Raw genomic sequence first — 23,279 nt, 5'->3', positions numbered from 1 at the left:
ATTACCTGAAGATAACGATATACCGTCCTCACATTTGGAAATCAGTGTATTGAAGATTGAATATTTCGTTCCTCACACTCGAAAGGTTCTTCGCATGAGAAAACTTCATGGAAAAATCCCTTATATGGTATATCTTCTTCGAGGCATTTTATGCTATATGACAACTCTTCATCACACGCCAGCTCTTCACCGCTGTTCCGCATAACCTCGAAAGCATCTATAATATTTTCCATAACAGTAACTTGAATAAATAAGGACAGATTATTCAACATCGAATCTTCGATTTTGGTTTCAGATGTGTATCCCTCGAGTACTGTTTTAAAATAATCATCCATAAAGTCTTTTCGTTTATCCGCATCTGGTTCGAATTGTATCCAGCCCAATCCAAGCATCCAGGCATTTGCCAAATCATACATATACCAACAGAAACAAGAGTTATCGAAATCAAATACAGTGATTTGCCCAGTATCAAAGTCAATCATATAATTACCATCATTGTAATCAAAATGTACCATACCGTATGACTCAGAGTTCTTGTCCAACCCTTCTAATGCTGTAAGGAGCTCAACCATCTTCTCCTTAAGCAGTGGTAACGTATCCGGTATCAGATTGTCAATATACTCGGCATTGTATTTATCAAAGAAACTATATCGGCGATGAACAGGAGCATAGCCTTTCGACAATTGGTGCAGCTTCCCGAGAACTTTGCCGCAGTTATAATAGTATTCCGTAATTGGAACTCCTTCGCGATACTGATAATGATTTTCGACAAGCATTTTTCCCCTAGCCTTTTCAAACAGGCAGACAAAAAAGGTGTGATTATTATGAGTAATCTCTTCCAGCAGATTCCCCTTCCGAGAGCTAATCACTTTCGAGACATTACCGCCATGCTCGAATAAATATTGAATATATTCAACTTCTCCCAGCAAATCCTCTCGGCTCCTGTCATTTAAAAAGGCGATTCTGAGTATTTTTGCACTAGCGCCTTCTTTCTCACAGTTATAAACGACATTCCGCCCTCCGTCATGAGCATTAATTAAACTTATTTCATAGCCTTCCAACTCGTACAACTCTGAAACTAGTGGACTTAAATAAGCTTCGTATATTTTAGCAACTTCATTATAGGTCATATATCTTCTCCCTTAGCTCTATATTAGTTAAAAACACTGTTAGTAATAATCTGAAGGATCTGCAACCTTTGTGCATCAGTTCAAAATTAACTAAATTCTGATTACAAAATTTTATAAGTTGATCTTTAAATATTCCAACATCCCCTTTTTCTATTAAAATAATTGACTAATTTAACTTTACTTACATTTCTCTACAATCCATCTTTAACATTAACACAAATACCATTTTTAGAAAAATATGTTTTTTAATAACCTGACCTTTTTACCGAAAAAGGCTCAATTCATCTTCAACAATCGCGCCTGATTGTGGGAAATTATAAGCATTTTCCTTGTTTAACTATAGCCCTCAGTTACTTCAATAAGTACATACTTTATTCAATAAAGGTAATAATACAATTTATTATGTAAAGACCTTAAAGAGGTGTATTTAGGAACATGAAAAAGATAATACTCGTTTTACTCCTATCCCTTGCACTAATTACATCTTTTCAAACAACAACTGTTTCATTGTCTGAACCGATGCAGGATTCTAACGAGCTAAGATTAGAGGATATGCTCATGCTCATGCTTACTCCTTATATTGAAAAAGATTTGAATAGCTATTATTATCCGAAGATTTTTAAGGATGTTTCACCACATGTTACTCCATGGAAAATTGAAGTTATTGAAACTAGAAGAGTAAATGATTTTCGTGGCTTTATATTGCAAATTACATTTGAAATTGAACCTACAGATGGTGGTCAGTATATCCCTCTGGGGAAGGACTGAATGACCTATGAAATATCTTATGGGCCTGATGTTAAACTGATAGATCACACTCACCTTAAGACGTATAAATATCCACCAGAATAATCTGGGGCATTGGAATAAAGTTTGATTAGAAAAACTTCACAAACCTATATTCAAAAATAAAAGACTCTCCTCTACACAAATGTCAGCAAAGGAAAGTCTTATTAAGTAATATCTATGTTGTTCAACCATCGCGCCCGATTGTGGAATATTAAGTCATTGATACTGCTCTTAACTAGTGTAAATACTTTTGTCTTTTAGTTAAGCAGATGTACCTCTTATTTTCCAGTAAAAACAAAGTCTCCGAACTAGAAGAACAAAGACTTTGTTTTAATTTTATTTTTTTAGTGTATCAATTAGTAACTTCAATGCTTCAATGATTGGTGTTACGGGACGTTGGAGTAAAGCCTCCAAATCATTACTTTCTATTTCTAAAACACCATCGCGAACCGAAGCTTTTGTTGCTGTTAACATAGGAATCATTACTTCTGGCATTCCCGCATTCTTTAAGAAAGCTGCGAATCCTGCATCATCAACGTGCTTTACTGCTACATCTTTCTCTATTACTTTGCCAATTTCTGTGGCTAAATCATCATAAGTCATTGGTTTCCCAGACAATTCGTATACTCTGTTCTCATGACCTTCTCCAGCTAATACGGCTGCAGCAGCATCAGCATAGTCGTTACGAAGAGCAAACCCCATTTTACCTTCACCTGCGTTAGTTACAATTGGAGCGCCTGCTAAACATGCTTTGATTGTACTTAATTCCGTTTCTAAGTATAAATTGTTGCGTAAAATACAATATGGTATGCCACTCTCCATAATTGCTTCTTCTGTTGCTTTATGCGCCAATCCCATAGCAAGTTTTGTCTCATCAGCTTTTGTTCCACTTGTATATGCTAAAAGTTTCACGTTTGCACGTTTTGCTGCGTTAATTGCATTTACATGTTGCGCAATTCGTTTTTCATTTACTGGCTCTGTTGTAGAAATAATTAATACGCGATCAATGCCCTCAAACGCTTTATTTAAAGAACCCGGTTCATTGAAATCTGCCTGTCTTACCTCAACGCCACAAGCACGCAAGTGTTCTGCCTTAGCTGTATCCCGAACACTCGCCACTATTTGATCTGCTGGTACATATTTTAATAATGTTTCAACAACTCTGTTACCCAATGCTCCTGTTGCACCTGTTACTAAAATCTTCATCTATTTATCCTCCTATTTATTGATCTTTGATATTTTCCCAACAAGTGTTGTAAAAATAGTGTACAACCTATTTTTAACAACGTACACCAACAAAATACACACTGTGTTGAAAAATCCAACAGAATGTAATTATTGATGGAAAAGTAGCACAAAAAAAGTAGATACGGTTAAATCGTATCTACTTTAAATTAATATTTATATGAGAATTAGGTTTTATAATGTTCATTAACTTAGGAACAGCCGAATGAAGGGATTCTTCCCCCTGAATACATGCTGTTGCAACTCCGTATATCCCCCAACTCCAAAAGGTAGCAGTGACAAAGTGATTAGGATGTTCTCCATATTGTTTAGTTAATAAAAGGTGAAGTGATTGAGTTAAATGTTTTTTTATTTCTGATTCAACTTTTGGTTTGAAAGCATCGTAGGCTCGTTGACAACTTAATGATAGTCCTGTTTGAGAATGGATTATTGCTTCAAGTATTATTATAATCGTTTTTTCATTAATACTTTCTTGTTCTTCAATTTCCTTAAAAACTTTATTGGTGATTACTTCTTTTTGTATAGCATCAATCAAATCAAATTTATCCGTAAAATGATAATAAAAAGTAGATCGATTAATTTTTGCTTCCTCTGCTATATCTCCAATGGAGATTTGTTCAAAGCTTTTTTGCTTTGCAAGTGCATAAAACGCATCAATAATGGACTGTCTAGTGTGCTGTAAACGGGGATCTTGTTTTTTCATAATTTCTCCTATTGCAATGTTTAAAAGTGAATTTTTATATTCATTCTATTATATACTTTTTCAACAATTGTTGTAATAATACGACGGCTGTAATGTTCAATATTAAATACTCGTTGCAGGCTAGACCTTATAACCATATAATCCTACCCAATTTATTCAACAATATGGCCCTTTAATGAAAACGAACACTGATCCTTATTACAGAATCGCGCTAGATAATTGAATAAGAATCATCTTCTATTTAGTTGGTTTTTAGTTCAACAGCAAACCTTTACTCCCGTCGTTCGCTCATCTTCTATTTTCGTATATATAACCCATTTTCTTCTATTATCTCATTGCACTTATCGAAACCTAATGTTGTTTTACAATAAATAGGAAAAGATAAATCCCAATTACCGATTATGACTGTATCAAGAAGAGGAAAGAAAAAATTTGTAAAATATAGCTCATTCGCGGAAAGTTTCGTTAAAAAGATTAGGGCTTCAACATCATCTATTTTGTAAATCCCCTTGTTGTTAGAAAATAACTTTCGAAAAAATTTTGCCTCTTCTCGATTTAAACAGCTTAATAAATACTTGAAATCTTCTTTTCTCATCCCTTTATTAATGATTACATACACCTGATTCTCTTGTAGATGAAAAAGATCAGTAAAGGCACTAACAAACTTTGGGCAGTACTTTACATTATGGCTTCTCCCTAATAACTCACTTGCCTCTTCTTCAGTAAGAACACGATTGAATACATCCATAATCCCAATATGACGGTAAAACTTACTTGGCTCTTCAAGATGATGAGTATTAAATTTTTTAAACTTCGAATGTAGCATATTGATTTCTTCATTTGTTGCCAATGTTAACTTCATAATCTTACCTCTATTTAATTTTCTTCCATTTTAACACCTTATTGCACTAACCTGCACCGTTAGTTGAACAAGCACTATATTAACTCACAGTACATTTCATATCTCCCTAAAAACTCCTGTATTTCTTTTATTATAGTTTGCATATCTCCATCCCCATCCACAGCCATTTCATAATCAGCGTCTAATCCATTTATTTTTGAAAATATATCATCTTCAATATTTCGTTGCCAAGCTAATCTATACATCAAAGTAACCACTTGCTGAATATCAATTTCTTTTTTCTCAAATGATTTGTATAGAAGACCTAAAATAACTTTCAATGCAGTTTCTACGCGATTTCCTCTTGTGATTTCACTTAAAAGAACTATAACGTCATCGATTTTTTTATTACTCGATAACGAAACTTCGTAAAATTGATAAGGTATTTCAGAAGAGTCCAATTGTAAAATCATTAAATCAACCCATTCAACTACTTTAGGAAGTTTAAATTACCCTATTCCCAAGCCAAGTTCATATACAGCCACTTTTTCCGATAGGTTCAACATATTTCACTTCACCACTCACAAAATAATTTGTTTTAATTTTAGCATATTTTACTTCAACTAAACTGCCCCGTTAGCTTAAGTACATTGTTTCACAAACTTACATCAAGATTAACATAAAATCTTATTTTTAATTTAGAAGTGTTATTTAATTAAATGGCCCTTTAATGCAAACGAGCGCTGATCCTTATTACAGAATCGCACCCGATTGCGGTATATTTCAGTTTACTTTTTAGCCAATTTTATAATCTCATTTGCAACTACTACTTCAGTGCCGGACAACCCTACAGAACAAAACAGTGTCATATCCCTGTTTGAGGTCCTACCGACTTTTTCCCTGTCACGACATCTGAAAGCTGTACAATATTATTTTCATACGGCGTATCAACTAAAAAATGAGGTGTTGAATAGGCATTTAACTGTTCAAGGGAATCAGTCGTAATCACGGAACTTTGGCTCGCTATCTCGATAGGAATCTCACTTCCGTTTATCGACTTCGGTCCAACGGTATTGATATGTACACCTTGCTTTAACCACTCTACTTCAAGTACTGGAGAAAGGCTATTTGTAGCACAAATAACAATATCAGCATTTTCAACACATTTTTTTGGTGAATCCACTGGAAAAACCTCAATGCCAAGTTTTTCAGTCATCTCCCCGGCAAATTTCATTCGACTTTGCTCATTTCGGCTATATACCTGAATCTGCTTAATATCGCGAATTGCTACGGCTGCTTCTAATTGGGTACGAGCTTGTGCGCCTGTTCCGATAACAGCCAACTGTGTCGCATCTGGACGAGACATGGCTTTAATAGCAACACCGCCAATTGCCCCTGTTCGAATAGCGCCAAGTGAATTACCTATAATTATTCCCTTGAATACTCCCGTTTCGGAATCGAATACGGAAACTAATTGTTCATGTCCTGGGTCATCATTTGAGTAGGTATCGTAAACTCGAAATCCTGTTACTTTTGAAATACCTGTAGCAGCTCCCGCAGTGAAAACCAAGTTTCCATTCTCTGTTTCTAAACTAAAATGTGGAGGGGAAACAAGGCTGCCATTTGCCTTCTCATAAAAAACACGTTCAATTGCGTAATAGACTCCATTTGTGTGAACTTTAAAACGTCTGAATCTGTTAAAACTTGATATGACATATCTCTCATCCCTTCACCTTCAAATAATATTATGTGAAATCGTTATGCGGCAAAATGGCCCGATTATGGTGCATTGCTATGCGACAAAAGCGCCCGATTGTTGAAGATCGTTTTTCTTATTGAACTAACGCTCTATTCGTTAAGTGTAACTCTTCACAATTACTTGATATTATATAGGTGAATAGAAAGATAAATTAAAATTAGTTTAGTAGTTGTAAAAGTAGGTTATTTATATTATTCTCTTATAATTTTTCGAAAAGGAGAGTTTATGAAAAAGATTATTGTTTTTGTATTAACGATATTTATATTATTCTCAGGATTCGCAACACAAAGTTATGCGTTGTCAGATTCGAAATCTGCGGCAATACAAGCGTTGCTAGATGATGCCTCTCGTATATCAGGTGTGCCGGGAATGTCAATCTCAATACTTGCTGATGATGAAGTGTTCTACTTTTCTTCAGGGTATGCAGACCGTGAAAAGGGGTTGTCTGCAAGTGAAAATACACTCTATGAGTTAGCTTCGGTCAGTAAAGCTTTTACCGGTATGGGTATTATGCTGTTGGAAGAACAAGGGCTGCTCTCAATGACTGACCCTGTCCAAAAATATTTACCTTGGTTTACGTTAAAGTATCAAGGGAAACCTGTTGATATGCAAAGCCTTACACTAAATAACTTTCTTCACCATACCAGTGGTCTAACAAATATTAGGCATACTCAAAATATTCCACAAGGCAATACACCGGATATGTTGCAAAAGACTGTGGAAATGCTCGTAGATGCTGAATTGGCGTTCCCTCCCGGTGAACAGTATAACTATGGAACCGTTAATTATGACGTATTGGGTTTGGTTATTGAGATTGTGTCGCGACAAAGCTATGAAGACTTTATGAGGGAACAGGTATTTCAGCCGTTAGGTCTTCACCAGACGTATGCTTATAAAGAAGATGCTCAAGCCACTGGACAGTTGGCACAGGGCTACCGTACTTCCTTTTTTATGACAACTCCATTTAAAGCTCCGGATTATGCGGGGAATAAACCCGCAGGCTACATCATTTCTAATACAAAAGATATGGCGCGTTGGATGGGTATACAGATGGGTATTGTGCAGGACATACCCGAAATATTTCACACGGTTATCGAAAAATCACATAGGGGTGATATGTCTGTTTCGGCTGTCAACGATATGCATTATGCGGCAGGCTGGTCGGTAAACGCCGACCAAACGATTATAGAACACACTGGGGGCAATCCAAATTTCAGAACCGAAGTAGCCATACTGCTAAATGAACGAACAGCCGTCTGCTTGCTGAGCAACGGTGCAAATACAAATATAAACCTGGTACTAAAAGTTAAAGATATATTAGACGGCAATCTAACTCAGTCATATGAAATAAGCGGCACACAGCTTTTGGATATCACTTTGTCGTCTATCACAATTATTCTTTGCCTATTGGCCGTTTTGTTATTTCTCTTAGGATTACGCAGAAGGAAAACGAATGAGCGGCAGCCAATGACAAAAAAGAGAATAATCGTAACAATTATTTTCCTGATCGCTACGATTGCCCTGGGTATACTGTGCTGTGCTTTAGATTGGTCAACGATACTTATTTGGCGAACATATAGTGTTCTTACAGCTTTGATTTCGTCAGCATTATTAACAGCAAGCATTACATGGTTTGTATACACTCACCGATAAAATACCTTGCTCCCAAGATAAGCAAAATGTTAAGTAATTAAATTTCAATTCAATTTATCGGTATGCTTAATTTGAAAAACATAAGACACTTCGGTGTCTTTTTTAATATCATCGACAATTTTCCCAGCCAAACCTAATTACTATTACTTCCACTAACTTGTTCGTTCGGAATAAGGATTTTTAAACAACTATATTATTTTTTAAATGACTTTATTGTAAATTAAACAACAATATTATTTTTGCACAAGCGTCGTTAGGTAACATTTCTTAAAAAGACTGTTATTCAACAATCTGGCCCGATTGTTGAATAAACTACTTTATTATTAATAGTACACCGTTTTATTGGATTACCTAAGATGAGAATATTCAACTATAAAATTTCTTAAAATAAAATAAAGCATAAACTTTCCATTTGGAAATTTATGCTTTACGGTACAATTTAACATAACCCCTTTGTTATAATTAATCCATTTTTCCATAACCCTTTCTACAGCACGATTTTGCCACTAAAACCAGATACAAAAACACTCACTTCAGTTACTATATATCCCAATTTTGTTGTTCATGTCCTTACATGTAAACAAGATCTTTTTACGACGACTGTAACAGAAGATAACTTTATTTTTATAGAATTCCATACCTATTCATTTCATGTAATTTTATTTTAATTATTTCCTTTTAAAATACAAAAAATCATTAAGGACTTTCTATCCTTAATGACTTTTCTAATTATCTAACTTCCAAATCCGCTTCTAAAATTTTATCTAATACGGTCCATATTTTAATATTTGTGCAATAATAACGGAAATAATCCCGATTCCATACTGTACTAAAATTAATGGCCATACCCACTTTGCCCAACGACTCCAAGGAATTTTAGCTAATGAAAGCGCTGCCATGAAATATCCCGATGTAGGGAAAATTATATTACCAATTCCATCTGCCATGGAAAAGGAAAGAACTGCTGTTTGTCGGGTTACTCCTAGTAAATCTGCAAGAGGTGCCATAATAGGCATAGTTAATGCAGCCTGGCCACTTCCTGATGGAACAACAAAGTGAATGAAGGATTGGAGAATAAACATTCCTGCTGAACTAAATACAGGTGGAACATGTTGAAGAGCAGATGATGTATGATATAAAATTGTATCAATAATATGCCCCTGCTCTAAGACAATTAGAGTAGCTCTTGATACCCCAATTACCAATGCTCCAGTAATTAAACCTGCTGCCCCATTCATAAAGGATTGAACTATTTGATCACTTGAAAGTTTCCCTAAAATCCCCATAATAATTCCTGACAAAATAAATAAACTAGCAATTTCAGTGATATACCATTGAAATTTAATAACACCAATAACTAAAACTACAAAGTTAAACAAAAAATATCCAAGAACCAATTTATGTTTTTTTTCAAGAACTATATTTGAGTCAATTATTTTTTCTAATCCTATAGTTTGATAGTCAGCAAAATATCCTAATGAACGTTCTCTTTTGACTTTCATTGCATGTCTATAGACAAACCCTACAGCAATAACATACATAAGAATAAACAGTATGATTCTATACATCATTCCTGAGAAAATTGGGAGTCCTGCAATTCCTTGAGCAATCCCCACAGTAAAAGGATTCATTATGGCAGTTGTAAAGCCAATTGAAGCTCCAATCAACACTATTGCTGCACCGGTAAGTACATCAAAACCTAGAGCAATTGCAAGAGGAATAAGGATTGGAATATAAACAAGCGTTTCTTCCGACATACCCATAAGAGATCCACCTAAAGCGAAAAATAACATCATTACTGGGATTAGCCATTTTTCTTTATTAGCCAACTTTCTTGATACAACTACCATTAAGGTTTCAATTGTACCTGTAGCTGTGAGTACACCAAATGCTCCTCCAATTATTAAAACAAAAAAGATAATATCTGCGGCACTAACCATCCCAGAATGTATTGCCTTGAAAAAATCGAAGAATGATGCTGGTGATTTATCAACATATTTAAATGAATCTGAATCTACTATCTCTCGACCATTAAAATCTATCCTTGCATACTCTCCTGCTGGAATAATATGCGTAAATACAGTAGCAACCAGCAAAACAATTAATAGAAGAACATATACATTAATTGTTCTTGATTTTTTTATTTCTTTTTTTGAAGTTTTTTGCTGAACGTGACTCATGATGATTCCTCCCCCTATACCATTAAAACTAAATTCTATTTACTGACTATTATTTATTTTCAGTAAATTATTTTTAAAAAAACACTGAACTCATACACTCCTAATGTTTTTTTATCAAATGAAGACGATATAGTTTTTGCTTTTAAGAAAATTTTAAAAAACTCCCTTAGTTATAATCACATTTAATAGATGTATATATAGAAAAAATATTAAATGAGAATTAGATTTTATTAAAATAAATCACCCCCTTACAGCCAATCTATAAACTAGATATTTCAACAAGAAATTCTAAAAAACTATTGAAGTGCAAATAATATTTCGAGGTACCCCCCCTTGTTTATGACCTGGTAAAATATATTTATCGATAGTTCTTTACAATATCAATTAACAATTGAATTGCAGTTGGAAAAACACCTTCATCAATATCGAAACGTGGATGGTGATGAGGATAATTACTCTTTTCACTACCCATCCCTACAAAAATAAAAGCCCCTGGTTTTTCTAATAAATAATGTGAGAAATCTTCACCAGCCATTACTGGATCGATAAGTTTGATGACTTCTTTACCAAATGAATCTTGAATAACTTTTTCAACAAACTTAGAATCATTTAGGTCATTCACCAGTGGTGGTGTCCCTAAGAAATAATTAACTTCTCCAGAAGCTCCAAAGGATTCACAGATCCCTGCCGTTAATTGAATAATTTGTTCCCTCATTATTTTTACTGTTTCAGGCGTTAAGGCTCGTACTGTGCCAAAAACTTTCGCAGAATCAGGTATAATATTAAACGTTGTTCCAGCTTCTATTTTTCCAATTGAAATTACACCAGGATGTACTGGATTTAAAGTTCTACTGATAATTGATTGCAATGCCTGAATTAAATATGTGGAAATATATATAGGATCAATAGTTTCATGAGGTGCAGCTCCATGTCCTCCTTTTCCTTTAATAATAATTTCAAATTCATCAGCAGAGGCCATCATTGAGCCATATGTAAAACCCATTTTCCCTCTTTCTTCTCCTTGCCATAAATGCAGACCAAATATTGAATCAACATTATTTAGAACACCTTGATCTATTAATGCTTTTGCTCCACTTGGAGTCATTTCTTCAGAAGACTGAAAGATAAAAATAACATTATGTTCAATTTTTTCTCTATTTGTTGAAAGCCATTCTGCTACCGCTAATAGAACAGCAACATGACCATCATGTCCACATGCATGCGCCACTCCAGGTACTTTTGAAATATAGGGCTTGTCCCCTTCTTCCATTATTGGTAGTGCATCAATATCAGCTCTTAATGCAATAGTTTTATCACCTTTTGAACCTTTTAAAAAACCTACAACACTAGGTTCATCAAAATCCAATAACTCAATATTAAATGTTAGTAGCTTTTCTTGAATAAATTTAGAAGTTTTATATTCTTGTCCTGATAATTCTGGGTATTGATGTAAATATCTCCTAGTTTCAATAGTCCGGGATATTAAATCATCACTTAAAACCGTGTTGTTCATGTAACATTCCTCCAAATTGAATAAGATTTACGAAAGTACTAATAATAGTTTTAAGAATCACTATGTTTAATTTTTATAAATAGTTATAATTAAAGAAGTATATTTTGTTATCTATAACTATTTTTCTATAGACTAGTAACCTAAAAACTATAAAAAGTATTTAGTTTAGTTGTATTTACAACTAAATTCTTTTTAAAAAAATATACTCCATACAAAAAAACCTATTTTAGTTGTATTTACAACGAAATCCTAATAAAAAAAATAATAATATCTTTAATAAAACCTGTGAAAATTTCTATTTAGTTGCATTTACAACTAAATAGTGATGAAAAAAAGAACTTTCTGAATTAATGAAAATTTCTTGAACACATTCATGAGTATAAGGGATTTTTTTTTAGTTGTAAATACAACATAACATTTTTTTTGAATTACATCAGGGGGAAAAAAATGATAGAGATACTTCGCGAAATTGGAATGATTGCTAGATGCTTGGATTCTATTAGTAATATAGAATTTAAAGAATTGCATTTATCTAAAGGACAATATTTATATCTTGTAAGAATTTGTGAGAATCCTGGTATTATTCAAGAGAAACTATCAGAAATGATTAAAGTTGATAAAACCACTGTTGCTCATGCAGTAAAAAAATTAGAAGCACAAGGATTTGTAGAAAAAAAGGACGATTTTGAAAATAAAAAAATTAAAAGGTTATACCCTACTAAGAAAGGTGAAGACATTTATCTTTTATTAAAACGAGAAGAAGAACATTCCGACATAGTTGCACATAGAGGGATTGATAAAGAAGAAGCACAAGCTGTTTTAAAAACATTAAAAAAAATAAGAAGAAATATAGAGATTGATTGGGAGTTACTAAAAAAAGGTGAAGAGAGAAAATATTAAAAAATTCACCAAGAGAAAACACATAGTAAAAAGCTAACTGATATTAATAATATATATTCATAAGAAAAATATTATTAATTTTATTTAACTTAGTACTTTGTACAATCCCCTTCTACCGTTTCATTTATTAATATTATTTAAAATATTATTGCTAAACTAAAAAATCTATGTTATTTTAATTTTTAAGTTATAAAACAAATAATATGATGCTTGTATTTTCCCCCGGGTTAATACATTTAAAGCACTGGATTTCACTCCGTTAGGGCCTTTTTAGGAGGAGTGAGATTCAGTGCTTTATTGTCTTTTTTAGGGTAAAAGCCACTTTGAATCTAAAAAAGAGGGATTTATAACTTATAAATTTTTAAAAAATAAAATTTCATGTACCTAGAAAGGGGCTAATTTAATGTTTGAAATTCGTATACTTAGTAAGGAAGATGTAAAAAAATTAATTTCAATCCAACAAGTTATAGAAGTTGTTGAAAGTGTCTATAAAGCAAAGAGTGATGGCTTAACAGATGTATGGCCAACAGTATTTTATGAATTCAACCGAGGTAAAGCAGATTTAGATATTAAATCAGGTTACTTAAAAAGTAAGCAACTTTTCGGGCATAAAACTGTCACATGGTTTGGAGATAATACCGAAAAAGGAATTCCAACACTAATTGGTATGATTGCTGTATTTGATGCAGAAACTGGTATGCCAATAGGTATGACAGATGCTGCTTATATTACTGGTATGAGAACTGGAGCAGCTGGTGCATTAGGTGCTAAATATTTGGCTAGAGAAGACGCAGAAAACTTATTAATTGTGGGTGCTGGAAATCAAGCTATCTTCCAAATTGCGGCTACATTGACAACAATACCTACGATTAAAAAAGTACGAGTAGCTTCACAGCAACTAGCCAATGCAAATAGTTTTGTTGAAGGAATTTCTCAACAACTTAAACATCAATTCGGAATTAACGTTGATAATATTGAATTCGAAGCTGTAGATGATTTAGAACAAGCTGTAAATAATAGTCATATTATCATTACAGTTACCCCTTCAAGAAACCCAATCATCAGAAAAGAATGGTTGCAAAAAGGAACTCACATTTCTTGTATTGGAGCTGATATGGAAGGAAAGCAAGAAATAGATCCTGAAATACTGCCTTCTTCCTTAATTTTTGTAGACGATATGACGCATTGCAAAGAGGTTGGTGAAATAGAAATTCCTCTTAAGCAAGGCATTATAAATGAAACAAAAATCATCGGAGAATTAGGCGATTTAATAGTTGGTAAAGTTAAGGGAAGAACAAGTAACGATCAAATAACAATTTTTGATGCTACCGGCATGGCACTTTTAGATATTGCTACAGCTGATTTGGCACTAAAGGAAGCAGAAAAAAATAAACTTGGTTCAAAAACTAATATTTAAAAGGAGATAAAATTATGAGTTTACAATTTAAAGAAATCCAAGAAGCTTACACACGTATTAAGAAGTATGTACCCACTACACCCTTAGAAGAATCTTATTATTTAGGGAATCAAAATCAACGCTATTTCTTTAAACTTGAATCATTTCAAAGAGCAAAAAGTTTTAAAATTCGTGGTGCATTAAATAAAATGATGACTCTAACCACAGAAGAAAAAGAACGTGGTATTGGAACTATTTCTTCTGGAAATCACGGAAGCTCTGTTAGTTATGCAGCTTCAATCCTTGGTATCAAAAATGCAAAAGTTATTGTTCCTAAAAATACACCTCAAAGTAAAATAGATAAAATTAAATATTTTGGTGCTGATGTTATGCTGATGGGAAATAGTTATGATGAGGCACATGCTCTCGGAATGACTTATATAGAAGAAAATGGTCTTACATTTATAGATGCATATTATAGCGATCCCAAAATATATGCTGGTCAAGGAACAGTTGCTATAGAAATTTTAGAACAAAAGCCTGATATAGATACGATTGTTGTACCAATTGGTGGTGGTGGCTTGATAACAGGCATTGCAGTTGCCGCTAAATCAATTAAGCCAGATATACGTATTATTGGTGTGCAAACAGAAGCATGCCCAGCAATGATAAATTCTTATAGAGATAAAACCTTTTACGAAGAATACCCAAGTGAAGAGTCAATCTGTGATGCTTTAATTGGAGGTATAGGAAAGTTAAGTTATGAAATAGCTAAAGATTATGTTGATGAATTTCTTATGGTTTCAGAAGAGTCAATTGCCAAAGCTGTTAGTTTTATGGCAAAGGAAGAAAAGTATATTGCAGAAGCTGCAAGTTCTACGACTGTAGCTGCAATAATGGAACACAGAGAAAAAATTGGTGGTCAAAATATAGCACTTGTTATATCAGGTGGAAATATTGATGGAAAACTCTTAACGTCTATTATGGCGAAGTATTAATAAATATAAAGAAACCTCTCCAGACAGGATATAAATTTTCACTGATTTAACTCGTTTGATTTTACTTTAAAAAAAGGAAAATATTAGATATTTTCTTTTGATTCAAGCTAGAAGGATACCAAGTATTATCATATTTTTATTAAATAAAAATATAACGGATTTGGAAACATTCTATTTTCTAAATCTATAATATTAAAATGACACTAAACCAAATAAACTTTTGTGTTTAGTGTCGTTTGATCGTATAATTTTTCAGAAAATTCTATTAAGTTTAATCTTAATTTAAATACTAATTAACGACCATTACGGTTAATGGTCCCTACTTTGCAGCTGGCTTAAAAAAATAATCTTAAAAGAATAAAGGGCATTCCCTTAGTAAAAACAGGTACTGTCCCTTTATATCAATTTATTCTTTTTGTGCGATTTTGACATAAAACATCGATAAAAACACTAGAGTTACTTGAAGAATAAAATTATTTGTAAATTCGCTTTTTTCTGACGGTGCCCTACTTTTGTCTTTCTAGATAATTTAAACTAATTCGTTAGTTCATTAACTTCAACACACTAATATGTGTTTTACTTTCCTCAACAATCTGGCCCTATAACAGAAAAGACAACCACTTTTACATGGGTGTCTTGAATTACTAAGGGTTTGATTTCAAAAGTATTTACTGTAATAGTCTTGTCTTATTTTTCCGCTTAACTGAGCATATATCTTTGTAGTCTCACTCTTTTCATGCCCAAGTAAACTTTGGATAACATCTATTGGCGCACCGTTATTAATCATATGAGTTGCAAAGCTGTGTCGTAATTGATGCGGGTGTATACTCTTTTTTATTCCAGCCCGATTTGATACGCGCTTAATAATATATCTTAAATTATCAATGCTCATACGCCTTTTAGGCTTTCTGTCCGTAATAAACAAACAAGGAACTTCATCCTCCCGTTCATCTAAATACCTTTTTAACCAAATGGAGCAGCGAGTATTAAAGTATACTTCTCTTTCTTTATCACCTTTCCCTTGTACAATGACGGAATTTGTTCGAAAATCAATATCATCACTCACGATCTAATTTTACTACCTCCCCAATACGGCAGCCGGTTGAATACATAAACTCAAATAGCGCATTTTCCATCGTTGATTGACAAGCTTCCCTTAGATGTTCGATCTCTAATTCCGAGAGAAACTTAGGAATTCTTTTACCTAATTTCGGCTCTTTCAATTTAGCAGCAGGATTTTTTAGAATATATCCCTCTTCATGTGACCATCTAAATAGTGATTTAACACAACGAATCCTATGCCCTAAACTGGATGGCTTTAAGTGTTCTCCTGACTGTATTAAGTAATCTTTTAATTTTTCTGTACTAAATCCGTTCATATCAATATCACCAAAAAATCGCAATAAAAGATTGTATTGAAAATAATATGTTTTTAATGTAAGTGTTGAATACCCCTCTATTTTTTTATCTTGTTGGTATTATTTCCACGCTTCGGATAATAACATTTATCTTTCACTCCACTCTCCTACTAAGTTAAATCTAGTATTCTATATTCTATTATGTTCAGAGAGAGGCTGTTTCATACAGTGATTATTCAATAAGCTAATATATTGATAATTTCCAAAGCATTTTTAACCAGAAAATAGAAAATGGGGCCTTCCCCTATTTCTAGGAAAGCGCAAGACACGCTACTGGCCTTGGACTCTCCATTGTAAAAATCCTTGTGGAGCAAATGAATGGGCATGTATCTGCCGCCTATGTTAACAATAAGTTAACGATCGAATTGACGTTTCCTCTTAAGGATGTACATCCACAATAAACAGCTTAATATGTACGGCAAAGGCACGGCTCGATTTGAGTCGTGTTTTTATTATCTTCTGTTACTATAGACAAACCAAAAATGCACAAACCCGTTAAGGCTTGTGCGTTTTCATTTCATCAATAAATGTTCATGCAACACTGACTAAATACGTACCAGGAGGGGCATATGATTGCCTCTCAAAGCATTGATACCACTGTTTTTTAATTTAGGTTGTGTAGGAACTTTCATAAAAGATTGTTATTAAATAATATGGCCCTTTAATAAAAACGAGCGCTGATTCTTGTTACAGAATCGCGCCCGATTGTTGAACAACGAATATAAAGCCTTTTTACCACATAGCCTCGATATTTAACTTTGATACGGTTCGCCGAGATGTGGCTAAGTGAGGTTTTTTACTTTAAATCTATAATTGTGCATTTGCGAATTTCATATAGCCGCAACTTCACTTTGACTCAACAAAACGAATACTATTGTGGTAGCTATCTACTACAAGAAGGGATCCTTCAGGTAATACTAAAATGTCCGTTGGGTAGTATAGTGGACTTTTACTGCCGCTAGTTCCTCCGACAACGGTTGTTACTTTGCCATTCGACAAGTAGCGAATGGCATGATTTAAAGTATCTGTAATTAAAAGTCCACCGTCATTTGTAATCGCTAAACCTTTTGGAAAATTAAATTGAGCGGATAACGCTAAGCCATTTTTGTAATCTCCATCAGCATACAAATTAGTAGATTTGGAAATTGTGCTACTTTTAGTAACGTTCCCAGCAACAGTTGAAACTGTATTAGAAGCAAAATCAATATACCGAATAAGCTGATTCCCACTATCGCTTACATACAAGTTCCCTTTTTTGTCTATCACAAGGGCAGAGGGTTCATTAAATTTTGCGTCCACTAGTTTTCCATCTGCAAAATCTCCAGCTAATTCTATTTCTCCTTCTTCTATTTGTGCCACTCTATCGGAATAAGCATTTAACGTGCTAACTTTTCCATTTGTATCAATCTTTCGGATAACGTGGTTTAATGTATCCGCCACATACAACGTTCCATCCTTTGCAACTGCAACATCTTGAGGATTATTAAACCTCGCTTGCATGCCATCTTGATTGCCGATAAAACCATCCCCTGCAACTGTTGCCACGTTACCATCTTTCGTAATCTTACGAATAACATTGTTGTTGGCATCAGCAATGAAAATCGTATCATTTTTATCTACTGCCATTCCCATAGGATTGTTAAATACCGACATTTCTTTCTTGTCATCATGCCAGCCACCTAGAGGGTTACCATGCGTATCGGTATCAAATGTTATGCCCGCATAAGTAGAGACAACGTTACTTTTGATCATTCGTATTGTTTGATTTTTACTATCTGCAACTAAAATAGAACCGTCTGATAGTGAAACAATACTATTTGGCTTACGGAATGAAGTAGCTTCTGCTTTGCCATTTGCACTACTATATTCCCCATTACCTGCAAAATTAGAGACAGAAACGCCATCCTTCAAATAAGCCGGCAAAACTAATTCATCCTGCCTCGAACTACTTGCAAATACAGTAATTGATGAGAATAATAAAGCCGCCGTTATTGCGGGGGAAACAAATAATTTCATACACTTATTCTTCACTAGATATCCCTTTCTTTCATCATGGAGTAGGAACTAAATCTTCTATAGGATTCTCTGTTTGAAAGTTGATCGTTTTATTGGCTAGAACATTCGAACTTTCATCTAATGCTAAAATTTCTAGTATATAAGACTTTCCTGACTGTAACTCATCGTCAGTAAAATTATAGACATCCATTATTTCATCGTACGTTTTTACTAATTCTCCATTTAAGTAAACTTCATATATAGTAGCATTAACATAATGAGCCCAGTGTACTTTTATATAATTAGTACCAACACTTAATTCCTCTATAACTAGTTCTGAAACGATAGGTATTTCAACTAGTCGCTCAACAGCATTTTTTATCGCTTCTGTTTTTTCTACTTTTTCACTATCATTTGTTTCATTCATAGCTAGTGCCGCTACTAATCTTTCCCAAGTATCCGGGGTATAGCGTATTGAATTTGTTGGGATGCTAGACTTGGCAATCATTAAATTATGGTCAATAACCGTTATTAATCCAGCTACAGCTAATTTAATAGCTTCTGTTTTCTCTATTTTTTCACTGTTACTTGTCTCTCTCAGTCCTAATGCAAATACTATTCGGCTCCAACTTTCCTCGGTATAACGCTCCGAAGATATGGGAACTGTTGCTTTTACTTTTGCAAGATTAGTATCTATATCTGATGTAACTGGACCAGGGTTTTCACTTGGTTGTGATGGTGATGTAGGAACAGGAGCTTCTGCTTCTGCTTTTGATTTAGAATCTGATGCCGCTTCTTCTTGTTTCTTCTTTTCTAATTCCAATGCTTTTAATCTTTCTTCTAATGCCTTTCTTTTTTCTTCATCCAGCTTTAGTTGTAGATTTTCTAGTGCTTTTTTTCGCGCAGCTTCTTCCACTGCTTTCTTCTGCTCTTCTTGCTTCCTAAGCTGTTCTTGTAGCTTATTTAAAATATCTTGGTTCTGTTGCTTTAATTGTTCTTGCTTTTGTTTTTCTTCCTCTTGTTTTTTCTTTCTTTCCTCTTCAAGCTTTTGAAGGAGTGCCATTTTTTCTTTTTCTGCATCCGTTAACTGTAGTGGTAGTGTTTTATCCAAATCGAGGTCAAAGTTTATATTGTATTGTTCCTTTAGTTTTTTTATTAATTTTTCAATTTCCTGTTGGCTTATTTTTTTCTGTTGAATAGCTTCATTTACTATATTACCGACAAGGTTTTGTAAGTTTTGGTTAAGTCGATTTATTTCTTCTTTATTTAATTGTTGCCCCTGTTGAAGTTCTGCTATATATTGTTCATTCTCTTTATCTATGGCCGCTTTACTCCGAAGTATCGCTTCTATTAAAGTCGGGTCCATATTTCTTATAAGACTATATAAATCAACGATATTCACATCTCCGCTATTATTTAATAATTGTTGACTTGGAAACACAAAAGTACTATCTCCACTTCCCTGATTATTTGGGCTCACATTAACAATTCCTGATCCAACAAAAACTGAAGAATTACCTGTATTTGGATCAACGCCTACAAAAAAGTTTGTCCCTTTCACATTCATTGTAGAAGAGGGCGTTCCTATTTCAAATTTATCTTTTGAATGTTTTAAAGGTGTTACTTTTGCCCAAATGGAACCGTTCCACATTGTTAGCTTAGTGCGTTTATTTTCTTTAGCTTCATCTAAATTAACTATAGAAAATTCCGTATTTTCACTAACAGTAATTTCATCATTCGTATCTGGAATAATTAATCTCAAACTAGCATACGGATTTGTTGAAATTCGATCTCCTTGTTGCAATGTCATGCCCTCATATGCCCGTATTAACTTAACACCAGCACTTTTTTGAATCATAACAGTTCCGCGGACTTCCTCAATTTTAATACTTCTATTGGTTGCCGCTTCCGCATCAATAACGCAATATTTAGAAAAAATAACACACAACATGATGATAGGAATAAACAGAATAAATAGTTTTTTACTATACGATTTTATTTGCATACTTTCCTCCTTAGAAATAATTTTTACTAAATAAAATAGTTTTCCATTAATTTTAACTAATTTCCCCTAACTACAATACTAACAAATGTTAATGTTTGTTAAATAAATTTGATTAACATAAAAGCATTTATATTAAAGTTTATATTTTAACTAAATTAAATAGCCCTACTAAAGACAAATTTCTATACTCATTCAATGCCCTAAATCGCTCTAGTGGATTTACGAAGTATGCTGTAACTTCTGACAATGATATTAAAATATTTTATTCATATTGCTGAAGAAAACTTTACAATGGAATCTAAAAAAAGTCTTAGTTAAAATGATTATCGTATTCCGCTCAAGATGCGTTTCCGAAACTTATGTAATTTCAATGGGCTTAACAGAACCACCTAGAACACTAACGTTCTAGGTGGTCATATTAACTTAAATATTGAGTCCATTTATGTTCCGGTTCGTGCAGTTTTATATAGTAGAAACCCTCTCGTTTAGCACAAATACTGATCAAAACAAGTGGGTTTCGTTTTGTTTGAGCAAAATTTTTATAAAAGAGATTGATTAACACGCTTCGTTTTTGTAAAACTGCTTCTACAGGTAGGAATGTTCCCAATTAAAAACTACACATGTTGCGGCGTTATCCTTGCAAGCCATACATGTGTAGTTTCTATTTATTTATTGACTATTCTTTCGGTTGCAGCCGACTCGATTTCTCCAATAGCCCAATGGGTAGAAGGGACATCACTAAATGTAGACATTGGGATGTCTTCTAAAACTGGACGTTCGAATAATTGGTTAAGTACTTTCACAGCTTGTGCACGTGTTAAGGAACCGTTTGGATTAAATGTCGTTTCACTATTACCCGTCATAATTCCCGATTCACTCACTTGTTCGATTGCACTTGCGGCCCAGTGGGTTGATGAAACGTCTGTATAGGATTTGGCTTTTCCAGAGACATGGCAGATTATTTTTGATGGCTCCTTTACACATCCAGTTTCGAGCCAATGAGTTACTACAGTGGCCATTTGTGCACGTGTAATTGTGCCGTTTGGATTAAATGTCGTTTCCGTTGTGCCATTAAATAAACCTGTTTGCTTCACTACTTCAATCGCATCTTTTGAATGGTGGTAGATTGTATCTTTAAAAGAACTATTCATAGTTGTTGGGATGTCTCCGTTGGTTAAAAAACGCGCTAACATCGTTGCCATTTGTGCACGTGTCACAGGGGCATTTGGTTTGAATGAGCCATCAGGGTACCCCTGGATGTAGGGTGCTAATCGGTTCACTTCTTCATCTTGCGCTTCTGAAGTATAAAGTAGACTAAATGTTGAGAAGTGATCTACTTCAAACTGGAACCCTTTCACACCTGGTTCAAATTCAACAATACGTCCTCGTTTTACTTCTGCTGTTCCGTTACTATGCTCAATATAAACGACTAATGATGCTATTTGCTCCTCTGTCGCATCAGCTGGGATTGGTAAAGTGACTATTACTGGTCTACTTTGCAGATTCGTTTTTATTGCGACTGTATCCCCTAATAGGTTAACGGACATTTTATTTGTTATAAAATCTTGTACTTTCTGATTTTGAGCAGCGTTTTCTTCGATTACTTTCCGTTCTGTTTGCTCAATAGGAGCGATTCGGAAAAATAGATTGTCTGTAAAATCATTTAATGATGTATGTGGAACACGTATTGTGGCGTTTGCTAATTGAATGAACAAGTCTACTTTCTGTTTTGCCAAATATTCAACGGCAGCACGTTGCACTGTCAGTGTTGTATCGACATTAGCTGCTTCTGCTGGGAAAATAACACCGACAACTCGCTCTTTCTCGCTCGTCAATTGCTGAATAATCGCCTGTACATTTTCTAAGGTTACGTTACCCAGATAGCTTATTTCGCCATTTTCCACAACACGCTGTATCAAAATTTGATGCGATGGCGATGGCGATGGCGGTGACGGGTTCAGGCCTGATGTACCTGCTGGCAATAGTGTGTAACTCTCACTCATAATAGGACTGTTGGGAATACCTACTTTTATCGCAATCGCTTTAATTGTCATATCACTTGTTACACTGATAGGCGATGTATAAGGAGTAGAAGTATTACTTGGCGTACTACCATCTGTTGTGTAATAGATTGTTGCTCCCACTGTAGCGGTTGATAACGTTATAGTTGTACCGGACGTTACAGTTCCGCCACGTATATTCGCAGTAGGTGTTTCTGCTGGCATTATCGTGTAGCTCTCGCTCATAACTTGGCTGTCTGGAGTGCCTGCCTTGACTGCGATTGCCTTGATTGTTATATTGCTCGTTACGCTAATTGGCGATGTGTAAGGTATAGAAGCATTACTTGGCGTACTACCATCTGTTGTGTAATAGATTGTTGCCCCCACTGTAGCGGTTGATAACGTTATAGTTGTACCGGACGTTACAGTTCCGCCACGTATATTCGCAGTAGGTGTTTCCGCTGGTATTATCGTGTAGCTCTCGCTCATAACTTGGCTATCTGGAGTGCCTGCCTTGACTGCGATTGCCTTGATTGTTATATTGCTCGTTACGCTAATTGGTGATGTGTAAGGTATAGAAGCATTACTTGGCGTACTACCATCTGTTGTGTAATAGATTGTTGCTCCCACTGTAGAGGTCGATAACTCTACAGTTGTGCCGGACGTTACAGTTCCGCCACGTATATTCGCAGTAGGTGTTTCCGCTGGTATTATCGTGTAGCTCTCGCTCATAACTTGGCTATCTGGAGTGCCT

15 protein-coding genes and 2 pseudogenes are annotated in these 23,279 nt (G+C 34.4%); 5 read left to right on the top strand and 12 right to left on the bottom strand.

Features of this window, described 5'->3' with window-relative positions; translation table 11 throughout:
• Window positions 1-41: 41 nt before the first annotated feature.
• Window positions 42-1,130, bottom strand: coding sequence for a phosphotransferase enzyme family protein (locus tag ACIQXW_RS01720; RefSeq protein ID WP_402759539.1), 1,089 nt, complete (start codon window positions 1,128-1,130; stop codon window positions 42-44).
• 435 nt (window positions 1,131-1,565) lie between these two features.
• On the opposite strand from ACIQXW_RS01720, the pseudogene ACIQXW_RS01715 reads away from it, so the two are divergent.
• Window positions 1,566-1,982: pseudogene (locus tag ACIQXW_RS01715) on the top strand (DUF3888 domain-containing protein).
• Window positions 1,983-2,255: 273 nt separating this feature from the next.
• Here ACIQXW_RS01715 and ACIQXW_RS01710 read toward each other — a convergent pair.
• From ACIQXW_RS01710 to ACIQXW_RS01690, 5 genes are all read right to left on the bottom strand, one after another.
• A complete protein-coding gene (locus ACIQXW_RS01710; RefSeq protein WP_402759537.1) occupies window positions 2,256-3,125 on the bottom strand; it encodes an SDR family oxidoreductase in 870 nt (289 codons plus the stop codon).
• A 178-nt stretch (window positions 3,126-3,303) separates the two neighbouring features.
• Window positions 3,304-3,867 (bottom strand): TetR/AcrR family transcriptional regulator, encoded by a 564-nt coding sequence (locus ACIQXW_RS01705; RefSeq protein ID WP_402759535.1) that lies wholly within the window; start codon window positions 3,865-3,867, stop codon window positions 3,304-3,306.
• 295 nt (window positions 3,868-4,162) lie between these two features.
• Window positions 4,163-4,729: a hypothetical protein gene (locus ACIQXW_RS01700; protein ID WP_402759533.1), complete on the bottom strand. Its 567-nt coding sequence runs from the start codon at window positions 4,727-4,729 to the stop codon at window positions 4,163-4,165.
• Window positions 4,730-4,803: 74 nt separating this feature from the next.
• Window positions 4,804-5,181, bottom strand: a complete 378-nt coding sequence (locus ACIQXW_RS01695; RefSeq protein ID WP_402759531.1) for a hypothetical protein — start codon at window positions 5,179-5,181, stop codon at window positions 4,804-4,806.
• A gap of 392 nt (window positions 5,182-5,573) precedes the next feature.
• Window positions 5,574-6,359 (bottom strand): ornithine cyclodeaminase family protein, encoded by a 786-nt coding sequence (locus ACIQXW_RS01690; protein ID WP_402762403.1) that lies wholly within the window; start codon window positions 6,357-6,359, stop codon window positions 5,574-5,576.
• Between the two features lie 333 nt (window positions 6,360-6,692).
• On the opposite strand from ACIQXW_RS01690, the gene ACIQXW_RS01685 reads away from it, so the two are divergent.
• On the top strand, window positions 6,693-8,120 hold the full coding sequence (locus ACIQXW_RS01685) for a serine hydrolase domain-containing protein (RefSeq protein ID WP_328200671.1): 1,428 nt from the start codon (window positions 6,693-6,695) through the stop codon (window positions 8,118-8,120).
• 764 nt (window positions 8,121-8,884) lie between these two features.
• Here the strand turns inward: ACIQXW_RS01685 and ACIQXW_RS01680 are convergent.
• A complete protein-coding gene (locus ACIQXW_RS01680) occupies window positions 8,885-10,300 on the bottom strand; it encodes a YfcC family protein (protein WP_402759529.1) in 1,416 nt (471 codons plus the stop codon).
• A 358-nt stretch (window positions 10,301-10,658) separates the two neighbouring features.
• Window positions 10,659-11,813: a M20 metallopeptidase family protein gene (locus tag ACIQXW_RS01675; protein ID WP_340825662.1), complete on the bottom strand. Its 1,155-nt coding sequence runs from the start codon at window positions 11,811-11,813 to the stop codon at window positions 10,659-10,661.
• 447 nt (window positions 11,814-12,260) lie between these two features.
• Between ACIQXW_RS01675 and ACIQXW_RS01670 the strand changes: the two genes are divergently transcribed.
• The 3 genes from ACIQXW_RS01670 (at window position 12,261) to ACIQXW_RS01660 (ending at window position 15,107) form a co-directional block, all read left to right on the top strand.
• Window positions 12,261-12,713, top strand: coding sequence for a MarR family winged helix-turn-helix transcriptional regulator (locus tag ACIQXW_RS01670; RefSeq protein WP_340825663.1), 453 nt, complete (start codon window positions 12,261-12,263; stop codon window positions 12,711-12,713).
• A gap of 403 nt (window positions 12,714-13,116) precedes the next feature.
• Entirely contained in the window at window positions 13,117-14,130 is a 1,014-nt protein-coding gene (locus tag ACIQXW_RS01665) for an ornithine cyclodeaminase family protein (RefSeq protein ID WP_402759527.1), read from the top strand.
• A 14-nt stretch (window positions 14,131-14,144) separates the two neighbouring features.
• On the top strand, window positions 14,145-15,107 hold the full coding sequence (locus tag ACIQXW_RS01660) for a threonine ammonia-lyase (protein ID WP_340825665.1): 963 nt from the start codon (window positions 14,145-14,147) through the stop codon (window positions 15,105-15,107).
• Between the two features lie 658 nt (window positions 15,108-15,765).
• Here the strand turns inward: ACIQXW_RS01660 and ACIQXW_RS01655 are convergent.
• The 4 genes and pseudogenes from ACIQXW_RS01655 to ACIQXW_RS01640 form a co-directional block, all read right to left on the bottom strand.
• Window positions 15,766-16,567, bottom strand: a pseudogene (locus tag ACIQXW_RS01655) (tyrosine-type recombinase/integrase).
• Window positions 16,568-17,371: 804 nt separating this feature from the next.
• Window positions 17,372-18,541, bottom strand: coding sequence for an NHL domain-containing protein (locus tag ACIQXW_RS01650; RefSeq protein WP_402759525.1), 1,170 nt, complete (start codon window positions 18,539-18,541; stop codon window positions 17,372-17,374).
• 34 nt (window positions 18,542-18,575) lie between these two features.
• Window positions 18,576-20,525 (bottom strand): FecR domain-containing protein, encoded by a 1,950-nt coding sequence (locus tag ACIQXW_RS01645; RefSeq protein ID WP_402759523.1) that lies wholly within the window; start codon window positions 20,523-20,525, stop codon window positions 18,576-18,578.
• Window positions 20,526-21,190: 665 nt separating this feature from the next.
• The coding region (locus ACIQXW_RS01640; RefSeq protein ID WP_402759521.1) for a chitobiase/beta-hexosaminidase C-terminal domain-containing protein at window positions 21,191-23,279 on the bottom strand (2,089 nt) is incomplete at its 5' end.

It is taken from the genome of Lysinibacillus sp. NPDC097162, assembly GCF_044762185.1.
In the GTDB taxonomy this organism is placed as follows: domain Bacteria; phylum Bacillota; class Bacilli; order Bacillales_A; family Planococcaceae; genus Lysinibacillus.
This window is presented reverse-complemented; position numbering and strand designations above follow the sequence as displayed.